14 protein-coding genes and 1 pseudogene are annotated in these 13134 nt (G+C 48.0%); 5 read left to right on the top strand and 10 right to left on the bottom strand.

Going from position 1 to position 13134, the window contains the following annotated elements:
- Window positions 1-81: 81 nt before the first annotated feature.
- From HRU78_03260 to HRU78_03240, 5 genes are all read right to left on the bottom strand, one after another.
- Window positions 82-732, bottom strand: coding sequence for a 4'-phosphopantetheinyl transferase superfamily protein (locus HRU78_03260; protein ID QOJ22789.1), 651 nt, complete (start codon window positions 730-732; stop codon window positions 82-84).
- Window positions 710-1447, bottom strand: coding sequence for a thioesterase (locus HRU78_03255; GenBank protein ID QOJ22788.1), 738 nt, complete (start codon window positions 1445-1447; stop codon window positions 710-712). Before HRU78_03255 ends, HRU78_03260 begins: the two co-directional genes overlap by 23 nt.
- A 12-nt stretch (window positions 1448-1459) precedes the next feature.
- A complete protein-coding gene (locus HRU78_03250; protein ID QOJ22787.1) occupies window positions 1460-1675 on the bottom strand; it encodes an MbtH family protein in 216 nt (71 codons plus the stop codon).
- Window positions 1676-1801: 126 nt separating this feature from the next.
- Entirely contained in the window at window positions 1802-2323 is a 522-nt protein-coding gene (locus tag HRU78_03245; GenBank protein ID QOJ22786.1) for a sigma-70 family RNA polymerase sigma factor, read from the bottom strand.
- Between the two features lie 362 nt (window positions 2324-2685).
- Window positions 2686-3449 (bottom strand): IS5 family transposase gene (locus HRU78_03240; GenBank protein ID QOJ24893.1). Its coding sequence is split into 2 segments (ribosomal slippage): window positions 2686-3108 and window positions 3111-3449, totalling 762 coding nucleotides; the frame shifts between segments, so codons are not numbered across the junction.
- A gap of 265 nt (window positions 3450-3714) precedes the next feature.
- On the opposite strand from HRU78_03240, the gene HRU78_03235 reads away from it, so the two are divergent.
- Together HRU78_03235 and HRU78_03230 are read left to right on the top strand one after the other, a co-directional pair.
- Complete coding sequence (locus HRU78_03235; protein QOJ22785.1) at window positions 3715-3885, top strand: transposase; 171 nt, start codon at window positions 3715-3717, stop codon at window positions 3883-3885.
- Window positions 3886-3984: 99 nt separating this feature from the next.
- A pseudogene (locus HRU78_03230) lies at window positions 3985-5068 on the top strand (IS3 family transposase).
- Between the two features lie 233 nt (window positions 5069-5301).
- Here the strand turns inward: HRU78_03230 and HRU78_03225 are convergent.
- From HRU78_03225 to tnpA, 3 genes are all read right to left on the bottom strand, one after another.
- Complete coding sequence (locus HRU78_03225) at window positions 5302-5607, bottom strand: hypothetical protein (protein QOJ22784.1); 306 nt, start codon at window positions 5605-5607, stop codon at window positions 5302-5304.
- On the bottom strand, window positions 5591-5740 hold the full coding sequence (locus HRU78_03220; protein QOJ22783.1) for a hypothetical protein: 150 nt from the start codon (window positions 5738-5740) through the stop codon (window positions 5591-5593). Before HRU78_03220 ends, HRU78_03225 begins: the two co-directional genes overlap by 17 nt.
- Before the next feature lie 344 nt (window positions 5741-6084).
- Window positions 6085-6522, bottom strand: a complete 438-nt coding sequence (gene tnpA / locus HRU78_03215; GenBank protein ID QOJ22782.1) for an IS200/IS605 family transposase — start codon at window positions 6520-6522, stop codon at window positions 6085-6087.
- Between the two features lie 243 nt (window positions 6523-6765).
- On the opposite strand from tnpA, the gene HRU78_03210 reads away from it, so the two are divergent.
- The 3 genes from HRU78_03210 (at window position 6766) to HRU78_03200 (ending at window position 9431) form a co-directional block, all read left to right on the top strand.
- The gene (locus HRU78_03210) at window positions 6766-7008 is read left to right on the top strand and encodes a hypothetical protein (protein ID QOJ22781.1); all 243 of its coding nucleotides are present in this window, start codon (window positions 6766-6768) and stop codon (window positions 7006-7008) included.
- Window positions 7009-7646: 638 nt separating this feature from the next.
- Window positions 7647-7853 carry a hypothetical protein gene (locus tag HRU78_03205; GenBank protein QOJ22780.1) on the top strand — a complete coding sequence of 69 codons (207 nt, stop codon included), beginning with the start codon at window positions 7647-7649 and terminating at the stop codon, window positions 7851-7853.
- Window positions 7854-7871: 18 nt separating this feature from the next.
- A complete protein-coding gene (locus HRU78_03200; protein QOJ22779.1) occupies window positions 7872-9431 on the top strand; it encodes an amino acid permease in 1560 nt (519 codons plus the stop codon).
- Between the two features lie 25 nt (window positions 9432-9456).
- On the opposite strand, the gene HRU78_03195 is transcribed toward HRU78_03200, so the two are convergent.
- Window positions 9457-12126 carry an MMPL family transporter gene (locus HRU78_03195; GenBank protein QOJ22778.1) on the bottom strand — a complete coding sequence of 890 codons (2670 nt, stop codon included), beginning with the start codon at window positions 12124-12126 and terminating at the stop codon, window positions 9457-9459.
- A gap of 277 nt (window positions 12127-12403) precedes the next feature.
- Window positions 12404-13036 carry a DedA family protein gene (locus tag HRU78_03190; protein ID QOJ22777.1) on the bottom strand — a complete coding sequence of 211 codons (633 nt, stop codon included), beginning with the start codon at window positions 13034-13036 and terminating at the stop codon, window positions 12404-12406.
- Between the last annotated feature and the right edge of the window lie 98 nt (window positions 13037-13134).

The raw sequence follows: 13134 nt of genomic DNA, 5'->3' as shown, positions 1-13134 counted from the left end.
AGTTGCCTTATTGATAGGAAATGATCCATATCCTCGGATATGGGATGTTAGGAGTGCCCTGTTTCATGGTGACCATCACGATTAGTGAACCAAAGCCAGCGCCGCAGCGTAATCCTCCGGGACTTCGATTGGCCAGGCGCGGATATTTCCCCAATCCGGATGTTCATGCGCGATGCAGTAACGACTACCAGGTTCAGGCAACACGGAAATGTCCTGCAGATTCTCCGCAATCCCCAGTCCCAGAGCTTTCAAGACTGCTTCCTTCGCCACCCATAGATCAATGAACCGCTTTTCCGGCCAACATGCCCGGGTACGCTCCAGCGGAGACAGTACGCAATGAATTAATCCGGTTACATCGCGATTACAGCGCTCGATGTCAATTCCGACCCTGCCCGCTGAAGATAGGGCGATCAGCGCAAAGTTGCCGGCATGCGAGAGATTGAATTGAATTTCGGCATGCTGAGCCAAATAAGGTTTACCGGAAGCGGTGATTGAGATGGTTAAACGATCAGGCAAGGTACCGACACGTTCGGCCAGCAACCGCTTCAGTGCAGCACGCGCCGATACGAAGCGGATCCGATCTTGATAGTGATGAAAACTTTGCGCCCGAAGTTGTTCTGCTGCGCTAAGAAGTGGCCAATCGTGCGCCAATTGTGCTGAGGTAAATGCGAATTCGAGTAACCATGCATCGATATTTTCCGGTACTGCCTCAAGCCGTTGCAAAGATGTCACACATCACCCCTTCTTGACTCTCGAACAATCGTTTCTTTACAACATGGATGAACCATTCTTCCGATTGCCGCAGAAAGAAATGTCCGCCGTCAAACCAATCGAGTGTAAACGCTCGGCTGCCTTCCTGTTGCCATAAACTCAGATTGTTCGCACCGATCGTATCCGATCTGCCGCCGAAACAATGAATCGGAACAGGAAGAGGGTCATGTTTTATGTATTGAAAACTGCCACATACGCGGTAATCGATGCGTAGCAAATCCAATGTCATGGCCAGCAATTCCGGACTGTTGAATACTTCTTCAGGCGTGCCGCCTTGCTTACTCAAATCTGCGATCAATGCGGCTTCCGTGCAGATTTTGCGATAGCGCTGGCTATCCTGCCGCGCCGGAGCTGCACATCCCGAAACCATCAGCGCGTCAGGTAAGCGAGCTTTCAATTGATGCAATTGCTGCGCGATCCCATAAGCCAGCAGCGCTCCCATGCTATGACCGAGAAGCACGTAACTTCCTTGTACCGTTAATGCAATCTCCCGGCTCAGGATGTCAACCAGCATCCGGTAATTTTCCTGCGGATTTTCGCCCAAACGGCTACCGCGACCCGGTAATTCCACCGGGATTACTTCGATCCATGAAGGCAGCAATCTTTTCCAGCGCAAATACATCGTCGCGCTGGCACCTGCGCACGGCAAACAATAAAGTGTTAACTGATTTGACATGCCGATACGCGCTTACGATGCATTGTCCATGAATTGCCGCAGACTGAGCGGACGCATGTCGATCCAGGCATCCTCGATATAACTCAAGCAGGCTTTTTTATCGCCCAGAAACCCGGTGTCCCGCCAACCGCCCGGAATCGCTTTCCATTCCGGCCACAGTGAATATTGCTCCTCATGGTTGACCAATACCCGGAACACACCATCTTCACGATCGAAACAACTCGTCATTGTTTTTTCCTTATCAATTAGATTCAATCATTACATTAATGAGAATAAGAATGCTTCTTATTTCACTAGACGAATCAATTCAGGAAAAATCCAAGAAATTTATAAAACTTTTCGGCTTGATGTTGCTTACGAGCTGCTGGATAAAGCTTCTTTGCAATGGCGAATTGCGGTATGAATCAGAATGTTTACCAAAGAAACGGATATTTGGAGTTCTTCCGCTATCATGCGCTGCGTGTATCCTTCGATGCGATAAAGTTCAAATACCCTGCGAGTTCTCTCCGGAAGCTCGCTCAATGCCACTATTATCAGATCCAAACTCTGGAAGTGCATCAAATAGATATCCGGCGTCCGTAGTTTATCAGGCACTAAAAAACCTTCTTCTTCACTATCGAACAAATCCAACTCGAATACAGAGCGGCGGTATTGATCGATTGCCATATTGCGGACAGTCTGAAATAAATAGGCAATCGGTTGCTTCACTTCCGATTTATTATCGGAACAGACACGAATCTTGAGATAAGCATCATGAATCACATCATCAGCTCGATCCCAGTCTCCCAAAATCTTAAATGCGGCTCGCCGCAACTGCGCACGATGCGCAATAAACAACGCATCGACTTGCAAAACCCATCCATCTTCTGAATTCATAATAATGAATCAGCTGGCTGAAAATTAAGGCGATGCGATAATGTGAAGCAATGTAGATTGATGACTCGAAATGGTATCTTTCGTACGTCAGTAGTGACTAACCAACAATACGATATTAGAACCGTATACTTAATTTTCTTTTTCCCAACCATAACGCTATCTCCAAATGAGTGACGTGATAGCTGGCTGGCAAGTAATGTAAGTTTGTTGGCTGGCTAGAAAGTTATTCTCCTGCTGTTAAGCAAAGATATAAATATTTTTAACGGTGCAGATCTGATTAAATGAGATTATTCTGGTGAATTTATGATTCATAAATAATAATCATTACCATTTATGTTGTAAAGTTTAACTAAGGCGTGTGGTCAATTGAGCCAAATGATAGCTGCAGCGAGGTGGATGCCGCCGAGGAAAGTTGAAGCACGTTTATCGTACCGAGTTGCAATGGCACGGTATTGTTTGAGTTTTGCAAAGAAATTCTCGATCAAATGCCGTGCTTTATACATTTCCTCATCGTATTCGCGTGGTTCCTTACGGTTTGACTTTGGTGGTATGACGGCCCGAACCCCGGCGTTCTTTAACAGATCAAGAACCCGTTCCGCCGCATCATACGCTTTATCGGCCAGAAAAGATTCTATACACGTCAGAATGTCCGGCAATAAAACATCCGCACCTTGAAGATCATGGGCTTGCCCCGGTGTAAGATGAAAACCGGTCGGGTTGCCAAGAGCATCACAGGTTACATGTATTTTTGTGCTCAGTCCGCCTTTGCTGCGCCCAATGCACTCCGCTTCCCTATTCCCCCTTTTGTCCCCGCAGCATGCTGATGAGCACGGATAATTGTACTATCGATCATCGCATACTCATTATCAGAATCTTCGGCCAAATACGTGAAAACCCTTTCCCATACGCCGCTTTCCGACCAGCGGCGATGACGGCGGGCTATGTTGTTCCAATCTCCAAAACGCTCCGGCAGATCACGCCATGGTATCCCAGCACGGTAGCGGTACAAAACAGCTTCAACAAATAGCCTGTTATCCTTGGCTGTTACACCAACTGTTTGCTTGCGGCCCGGTAACAAGTGCTCGATCCGTTGCCATTGATCGTCCCGTAATCCATAGCGCTTCACCATTTATAACCTCCTCCAACTGTTTATAAACAGTAAATCACAATCTGATTCTCTGGGAAACTATATACAATTTAATTGTCCACACGCCCTAGGTCATGGAATAATGAAATGAAGGGTATTTCATGATCCTAGCGATGAATCCCAAGAAACCCGATAGCAAAGTTACCCAAGCTTTTCCCTAGCGAACTGATTGATTGATCAGCTGCTGTTGTAAATCGAGAACAAGGATGCCGAATCCATCCTCGACGAATCCGATCTTGCTGGATTGCTCAAGAAGCAGCTGCGAGCTTATGCTGGCAACGGGCTGTCGTTGGATATACCGCGCGACCGGCATGTCACCTTCGATCCGCGGTTGGTCGCAAAGTATCAGCGACGGCTACCCGACTTCGACAATCACATCATCAGGAGGATCTTTGCACGGTCAGAGCAGATTTAGCTGCACGGAATGATATATTTATTTGGGGCTGTAGTGTAGTCACCTCGGAAATTTGATCCAACTTAAAGTAGAGTTTTCTTAACCAAAAGGAGCTCTATGATGAAGAAATCGAAATACAGTGAACAGCAAATCATTGCCTTGCTCAAGGAAGTTGAGCTAGGTGCCAAAATCAACGAGACCTGCCGCAAGTACGGCATCAGTGATGCGACATATTACAAATGGAAATCCGCTTACGGTGGTATGGATGCATCGCAACTCAAGCAGTTGAAGGAACTTCAAACCGAGAACGCCAAGCTCAAGAAGATGTATGCTGAGCTGGCACTCATGCACAATGCGCTGCAGGATGTTGTCGCAAAAAAGCTATAGCCCCGGCGAGAAAGGTTGAAATAGTTCAGTTTATGACTGCGGAACATGAGTTATCCTCCCGTCAGGCCTGCCGGGCGATCCGGATGGCGAGATCGTTACTCTATTACCGGGCCAGCAGCAAGAATGACGAAGGCGTGATCGAAGCCATCAACGCTTACATAGCAAAGAATCCCAAACATGGATTTGGTTTGCTGGTATCGAGCTTCAACTTCGAGCAACAACCTTGGGGGAAAATAGTGTTGTGGCGGATTTATTACAAGCTTAAACTGAATCTGCCGCGCCGGGGCAAGAAGCGGTTGCCGGAAAGGATTCGAGAATCTTTGGAAGTTCCTGCTTTTCCCAATCATACCTGGTCTGCCAACTTTATGAGCGGCAGCTTATGGAATGGACGACGGTTCCGCACCTTAAATATCCTTGATGATTACAACCGGCAGGCGCTGCGCATCGAAATCGATACCGGCCTATCGGCTTGCCGCATTGTCCGGGCATTCAATGAACTCATTGAGATTCATGGTAAGCCAAAGCGCTTGCGTGTCGTAATGGCCCTGAATTTATCAGCAAATTACTGGCCGATTGGGCAGCGCATCATGGCATCGACTTACGATTCATTCAACCTGGAAAGCCTACCCAGAATGCTTACATCGAAAGGTTTAATCGCACTTATCGTACCGAGGTGCTGGATTGCTACGTTTTTGAAACACTTAATGAGGTGCGCCGCATGATCGAGGAATGGCGGTATCGCTACAACCATGAACGGCCCCATGAGTCGCTTGGCAGACTTCCACCTGTCCAGTTTACTATGGTAAAATTCCAATAGCCTCTACTTTTGAGTGGATCGAAAATTCGAGGTGACTACAACCCTTCCCTGGTAATTTTTACATGTCGATTAACACATTGGCATTTTTAATCAAGCAATACAGGCCTATGTCATACAAGAGACTTGCTTCTTTATATCGACATAAAAATGTAAGAATGCAGAAAAATCTAGAATTCTATTTTTTGAAATCTCTTTCTGCCCATCTGATCTGCAGTAGTCGCGACCTGATCAGATCAGGCCGTCGTATTGAATAGGGCACCGGTGCTTGCTTGATTGCTCATGTGACTCGAAACATTCTTTTCCAACGTAGTTAAAAAATCTTTCAAGGTTGGAGCAGTATTGGTTGCTCCTGTTCCTGCAGTGGTTCCAGTGGAATTTGTGCTCGTACTCGATGAGTCCCGATTCAATGCTTTCATCAAATTCGAGAAATCGGCTTGTAATTTGCTGATCGCGTCATTGCCGCCACTACTACTAGAACTAGAACCGTTGCTAATCATAGTGATCAGACCCTGCAATTTTGTATCAAAGCTGATAGCCATGACTTTGCTCTACAACCTGCATCGAACCGCTGTTATCGTTATCGCCATCACTATCAGTCGCTGTAGCAGTCGTTGATGTTGAGCTGGTTTGCTGAGAGTCCATTCCGCGCAGCGCCTGACCCAAATCGTGCATCAACTGATGCAGAGCTTGTCTAGGATCGTTTGCACTTGTGGCTGCACTTGTTGCTGTAGTTGATGACCCTGTATCTACGCTAGCTGCGGTGTCGTGCTCGAATTAGAATATATTGACGATGTGGATGAGATACTGTTCATGTCCATAACATTTCCCTCGCAGTTAAATTTAATTGGATGTATCAATTTATAATTCAGCTATACCGACAATCTAATTTCTCCCTTTACATGAAGGGGAGTATGGAAAATTTGCCGATATTCTTTCACTTGCTTCATTTTATCGGCACAACACTTGTGCCAACTTGAACAAGTCAATAAACAACCCCGTGGCAAGACCACGGGGTATTAGAAAAGCTCAAGTTGACGCAGCTCTTCTTTTGGTTTGCCTTGATTCTTTACATAACGCTCAACTACACCCCAATCCGCTCTTTCCCCTACAGTTGCAACATAATAGCCATCTGTCCAAAACTCACCACCCCACAAATCTCGTTTCAAATCCGGCTTCTTCTTAAACAATTCCCACGCTGTTATGCTTTTGAATATCCTAACAATCTGACCCGGTGCAATTTTAGGATGGGCCGTACAAAGTATATGTACGTGATCTTTGTCACAACCTATCTGCCCAAACTCAATGTCGTATCGTTCTTCTATCTCTTTCGCTGTCAGCATAATAATTCTTACAACCGCTTCGTCTAACAGTCCACGCCTGTATTGCACAGGAAATACAATGTGATAATGTATCTGCCATGCACAGTGGCTCGCTTTCTCTACAACATCTCGCATCCCAACATTCTAAAGCCTACTTAGATCCCCGTGGCAAGACCACGAGGAATCACAAGTTCATCTCAGCAAGTTAACACATTTTTGGAAGTGCTCAACTTCCTAAGACTCTATTTTAATAATGCCTTATTCTATAAATAAAATCTCTTTAGTGTGAATCTTTAATCAAAATTATGTGAACTTTTTGTGAATTACTGAATCTTATTATTTATAAACCTTTAATAAACTTTCATTTAGGAGATAAAAATGAAAATAAGTCAAAGTCTTTTTAACACAGCTGTAAAAACCACTTTCGTTTTATTTGGTGTTTTACCGTTAGTTGGACTTGTTGCGTTTGGCGATTTGCATTCATTTTCAGTAATACAATCTGAAATAAACTGGTTAGAAATTGATTTCATTTTAGGAACTGTATTTTTTCTAAGTTATCTTTTAGTTGGAAGTACATTGAAAAATAGAACACGTCTTCCGATGAAGAAAATTTTTGCCTAAACTTTTAGAAGCGCCTTTAAGGTCAATGCTATTTAAGCATTGGCCTTTTTTAATAAAGCACCCCGCCGCAAGCAGCGGGGTATTAACTGCGTTCTTCAATCTGCTGGTTTTTCAACCAGCTTTCGCCCCAAGGGGCGGGGAATTGAACCCGCAGAGATTAAAAGTGAAATAACTTTGCAGTATTTCATATTTTGTCAACACGAAAATACTGTATTAATTGTGTGGATACTTGCTCCATTGATTTTTTTAATCGTTCTACATCACTACAATATAAGCGGCTGTCATATCATTAAACATTTTGCGATTAATTAATCGCTTAAGTTGAGCTCCATAGGATTCCACTCTTTCCAGTCAGCCAGATCCGGCCACCCGGCTCCATGGCAATATCATTCATTCCACTGATTTCCGTTCGACTCCAAATTTCGGCTTGAATAGAGGAAAGAAGTATTCCCCACAGCAGCAGAAATCCGAGCAGTAAATTGTGCAACACACGATGAATGCTAGAAGTAAACACTATTCGCAAGCTATTTAGGTCAACTTTTTCATGTTACCAACTCTCGGTTGGCGGCAGTTTGGGAACTACCAATTTTAGACTTAGGACTGCCCGCCTCTTTTCAGCAATCGGACCGCAGACAAGCTTGATTATTGCACTAGACTGCCTGTTTTTTTTCGGGACAAAAGATTTTATACCGGATAAAGTGAGCGGCAAAACTTCGACACTTGCATTGGCTACAAAAGCCGGATCGGCATTCAATGCGGGCGATCGGTCAGTAAAAGATTTTGTGATATTATTCGAGCCCGTTCCTGAGTTAATTTCCGGTGCACCCTCAATGTTTTCTCACTAAAAGTAAAAGGTCGCTTGCATGATTTTCTGGCGCGTAAAATCACTTGATGCCATCCTGGCTACAGCAGAAAAGAAAAGTCTCCACCGCACCTTGGGTGCATGGCAATTAACGCTATTAGGTATCGGCGCGATTATCGGTACGGGTATTTTTGTTTTGACGGCTGAGGCTGCGCAGAAAGCCGGTCCCGGCATGATGCTTTCCTTTGTCATCGCCAGTTTTGTCTGCACCGTCGCTGCGCTGTGCTATTCCGAACTCTCTTCCATGGTGCCTGTCTCCGGGTCCGCTTATACTTACTCGTACGCAGTACTCGGTGAATTGGTCGCCTGGCTGGTCGGCTGGGCACTCATGTTGGAATATTCCGTCGCCGCCAGCGCGGTCGCAGTCGGTTGGTCGGGCTATTTCGTCGGCTTGCTGCAAAATTCGCTGGGAATCGAAATACCGTTTGCGCTGGCGAATGGTCCCTTTGCCGGCGGGATCATCAATTTACCGGCGGTTTTTGTCTGCATGCTGGTGATCGGGCTGCTGGTTATCGGCACGCGGGAAAGCGCTACTTTCAATGCCGTTCTTGTCGCCATCAAAATTGCCGCGCTGATGCTCTTCATTGCATTAACGCTTCCGGTCGCCAATTTGGCAAACTTTCAGCCGTTTTTACCGCTGGGCGAGACGGGCGTCATCGCAGCGGCATCGTCCATTTTCTTTGCCTATGTCGGCTTCGATGCGGTCTCGACCGCTGCCGAAGAAACCAAGGATCCGCAACGGAATGTACCGATCGGATTGATCAGTTCGCTGGTGATCTGCACAGTCTTTTACTTACTCATTTCAGCCGGTGCAATCGGCGCAGTCGGCGCGCAGCCACTGCTGGATGAAGCCGGTAAAAATCTGATCCCGGGCTCGCTCAAACTGGCCGAGCAATGCCAGTCGCTTGCCGCTATCGGACAACAACCGCTGGTCTGCTCGCGCGAAGCGCTGGCCTCGGTACTGCGGGAGATCGGCTGGGAAAAGATCGGCAACTTACTCGGATTTACCGCTTTTCTGGCACTGCCTTCGGTAGTTCTGATGATGTTGTTCGGCCAAACGCGCATCTTTTTCGTCATGTCGCGCGATGGCCTGCTGCCGGAAGTCTTAAGCCGCATTCATCCGCGCTTCAAAACACCGCATATCGTCACCTATGTTACCGGTCTCGGCGTCATTATTGCTGCGGCTTTCCTGCCGGTCGGGAAACTGGCGGATATTTCCAATTCCGGCACCTTGTTCGCCTTCATGATCGTGGCGTTTACCGTCATGATATTGCGCATCAAAGACAAGAGCCGTACACGCCCATTCAGAACGCCGGCAATTTGGCTGGTAGGCCCGCTCGCAGTATTCGGTTGCATCACACTTTTTCTCTTCCTGCCGGCGGACGCCAAACTGGTGTTCCCGATCTGGTCGGGCATTGGATTGATTTTTTACTTTCTTTACGGTTACCGCAAAAGCCATGTCGCCCGGGGTATCGATACGCCGACCGGCGGTGAAGATATCATCAGCCCGGTACGGCCGCTTGCCGACAGCGATCCGGACGGCACAACAAACAGTAAGTAGATTGATTTCTGCTCCTTAGTTTCATTCATGCACTCGCTTTAGCCTGAGTGGCCGGAGCGCGCAGCAAAGCCGGTAAAATAATCAGCGTGCAAACGAGCGTAAATGCCAGCCCTACCGTCAGCAGAATCCCCATGCTCGCCGTACCTACATGCGCCGAAAACATCAAACTGGCAAAGTCAACCAGTGCGGTCAGTGCACTATAGAAAATCGCCCGCGCGGTGCTGGTGTGAATCAGAATTTCACTCACCAGTTCATTATTGATACTGCGATACACCATGTGCAAGCTGCTGTCGATACCGAGACCCAGCAACAGCGGCAACGCAATGATATTGGCAAAGTTAAAGGGAACGTCCAGCAGAATGGTGAATGCGGTGGTGAACAAACTCGACAGCAGCAACGGCAGCAGCACCAGCAAGGTATATTTGATACTGCGCAGCAAAACCAGCAGGATGACGATCACGCCGATCAGCGCCAATGAAAACGCTTGAATAAACGCTTGCACCACGGCTTCACCCGCTTCCAAGCTGATCACCGGCACACCGATGGCATGCGGCGCCACTTGCTGCACCGCACGGACAAAACGCCGCAGCGCATCATTATCGTTCAGATCTTCTTTGGGATAAACCGCCAGACGGTATCCGCCGGATTCGCTATGCCAACGGTCGCGGAACGCCGCCGGCAGATCTTGTTCATCGAAAATACCGGCTTCCGTGGCCGTGCGCAGGCTTTGCAATGCCAATGGCAACATGGCCAACAGATCGTCTTCCACGGCGTACAATAATTTACTTTTCTCATTGCTGCCGACTTTATCCAGTTCTGCGAACAAACGCGCCAGCGACGACTTTAAAGCGCTCGCTGTGACCGCGGCAGGATGCTCGGGATGTTGGGCGGCAAACCGTTCCAATGCCGCAACCAGTCTTCGCAAGGATTTATATTGCTCGACCAGAATCGCATCGCTGGCTATCTGGACTTGCGGCGGCGGGGTAGCGGCAATCGGCCCAATCGTCAGTGCCATCTCCTGAATCAGCGAAAGCTTTTCTTCCTGCTGATCAGGAACAAAATCCAGTACCGTAACAACCTTGTTCACTTCCGGTAATTCCGCCAGGCGTTTAGCCAAATTATCGGTTTCCTGGCGATTGTCAGCCAGTACCGCAATATGCCAGGGCGTCAGATCAGGTTCGGCCAGCAGTTCACGGAATGTCTGCACTGCGCCGCCTTGCGGATCCTGCATATTCAGCAAATTGTAATCGAATCGCACCTGCGGCAAGATGATCAACGCGGCAACCGTAGCCGCCAATGTCAACGCGTAAGTCAGCTTGTGCCATTTCAGGGATAATTCCAGCGCCTTGCCTACAGCGCTCTTTGCGGCCGGTTTCGCTGCCATCTTTCTCGGCAAATAACGTAACAATGCCGGACCGATGATCAGGGTGACCAGCAAGCTGACGATCATGCCGGTGCCGGAAATGATGCCGAGTTCGGCCACGCCGCTGTAGTCGGTCGGCATGAAAGCGTAGAAACCGATCGCATTGGTAACCGTACACGCGGTCAGTGCCGCCCCGGCGTCGCCACCCGATATGTAAATGGCTTCAGCCGGGGAATGATTATTTTCCAGCACTTCACGGTAGCGCAACAGAAAATGGATCGCGAAATCCGCGCCAAGACCGATATACAGTACCGCAAAGGCGATGGAAATCAGATTCAGATGACCGACCACGGCAGTGGCGAATGTGGCGGTCAAAATTAATCCCATCAGCAGGCAAACCAGCACATTGAGGATGAGTCCGCCGTTGCGCATCGCAAAAAACAACACCACGCCGACCAATACGAACGTAATGATCCCGGCATACTCCATACCGCGCAGCGAACTGTTGAGTTCTTCCTCTGCCAGAGCCACTTCACCGGTAATGCGCAATTTCACCGGGCTACCTGCGGTAATTCCGACGCTCTCCGCCGCGGCATGCAAAGCGGCAATCGATTGCTCAGCTGGAAACAGCTGGGAAAAATCGAGCCTTGGTTTGACGATGATGAGTTCCTGGTAAGTATTCTTTTGCGCTTCGCCGCTGAACATGGTCTGCCATGACAATGCCCGGGGTGAACCATTCAGCCGCGCTGCCAGTGTCGCGTTGACGCCGTTCAGCACGGGACGCAATTCGATGTTCCGTCCCTTGTTCAATTCATCCACCGCGCTGGTCAGCACGTCCGCAAAAGCCGTCAGCGAAGGATCCCGGTTAATGCGCGTGATTAACGGTTGTGCCGCGGCCAGACTATCCGTGATTCGTTCGAGTTCCGGAATGCTTTGATAAAGCAATCCATTGCGCGCGGTAAAATCATCCACCCGGGGAGAGTACACATCGTAAAAATGCTCTGGATCTTGCTTCAGGCGTACTGCCAGATTCTCTGCCGCCACACGCACCTGTTCCGGCGTCGGGGCATCCAGCACAATGAGCAGGGTATCGATGTCCTGCGGGAATGATTCGTTGTAACGCTTCAAATTGACGCGAAACGGCAATTCTTCGGAAAGCATCTCGGCGGTATCGGTATTCATACCCAGATTTCGCGCCACATACAAACCACTGGCAATCGCCACCAATAACGCTGCCAGCAATACCCACAGCGCATAGTGATAGGAGAATGTGGTCCAACGCGCAAATATGGCATGAATACGGCTATGTGAAGTTTCCGCTGGTGTCGTCATTGTTCTGAAGAGAATTAGAAATGATCAGTTAGATGGTTCATGCAAAATCGATCGTGTAAAAACCGGCGTATCGATAAAATATAATGCAATGTCGATTATTTTCCCACACGCAACATGCAGCCGATCGTACCGGGTTTTCTTCCGGTTTTGTCAAACCCGGCAATTCTACATTAAGAACCGGATCTTACGGCAGAAACTCACACCGTGCACACAACCCGCCGATAAGCATCGCGCCCCGGTTTGCAAGGTGGCATGTTGATTATTTGAAGAATTTCCACTATTTTTTGGAGCGGTGTTTGAGATATTCGATTACCGGTGGTGTTATCGAAAGAATGATGATTGCCAAAATGATGAGTTTGAAATTTTGCTGCACCATCGGCAGTTGTCCGAAATAAAATCCGGCGTAAATAAACGTTCCGACCCATAACACGGCACCGACGATGTTATACACGATAAAAGTGCGGTACGGCATCGTGCCGATCCCGGCAACAAACGGTGCAAATGTGCGGATGATGGGAATAAAGCGCGCGATGATGATCGTTTTGACTCCATATTTGAGATAGAAAGCGCGTGTTTTTTCCAGGTATTCGCGTTTAAAGAAGCGGGATTCCTGTGAGGAGAACACTTTCGGCCCCATCCTATTGCCGATCCAGTAATTCACAGAATCCCCCAAAATACCGGCAATGCTCAACCCGGCGAACAAGACATGCGGATTAAGCTGCGAGTCTTCCAGCGACGCCAGCGAACCAGCGGCGAATAATAAGGAATCGCCCGGCAAAAGCGGCAAAACGACGAGCCCAGTCTCGCAAAATATAATCAAAAAAAGAATACCGTAAATCCATAACCCATATTCGGAAGCCAGTTGCTGCAAATGCTTGTCGATGTGAAGAATGAAATCAATAAGAAACATAAGGATAGTGACAAGAAAAAATGTTAGCGCCGAATCCGGGAGAAAAGGCAAAGTTTGAGTCAGTGTAACGGGAAGAACGGAAAAAATCTTCCGGGATC

Source organism: Gammaproteobacteria bacterium (genome assembly GCA_015709635.1).
In the GTDB taxonomy this organism is placed as follows: domain Bacteria; phylum Pseudomonadota; class Gammaproteobacteria; order Burkholderiales; family Nitrosomonadaceae; genus Nitrosomonas.
This window is presented reverse-complemented; position numbering and strand designations above follow the sequence as displayed.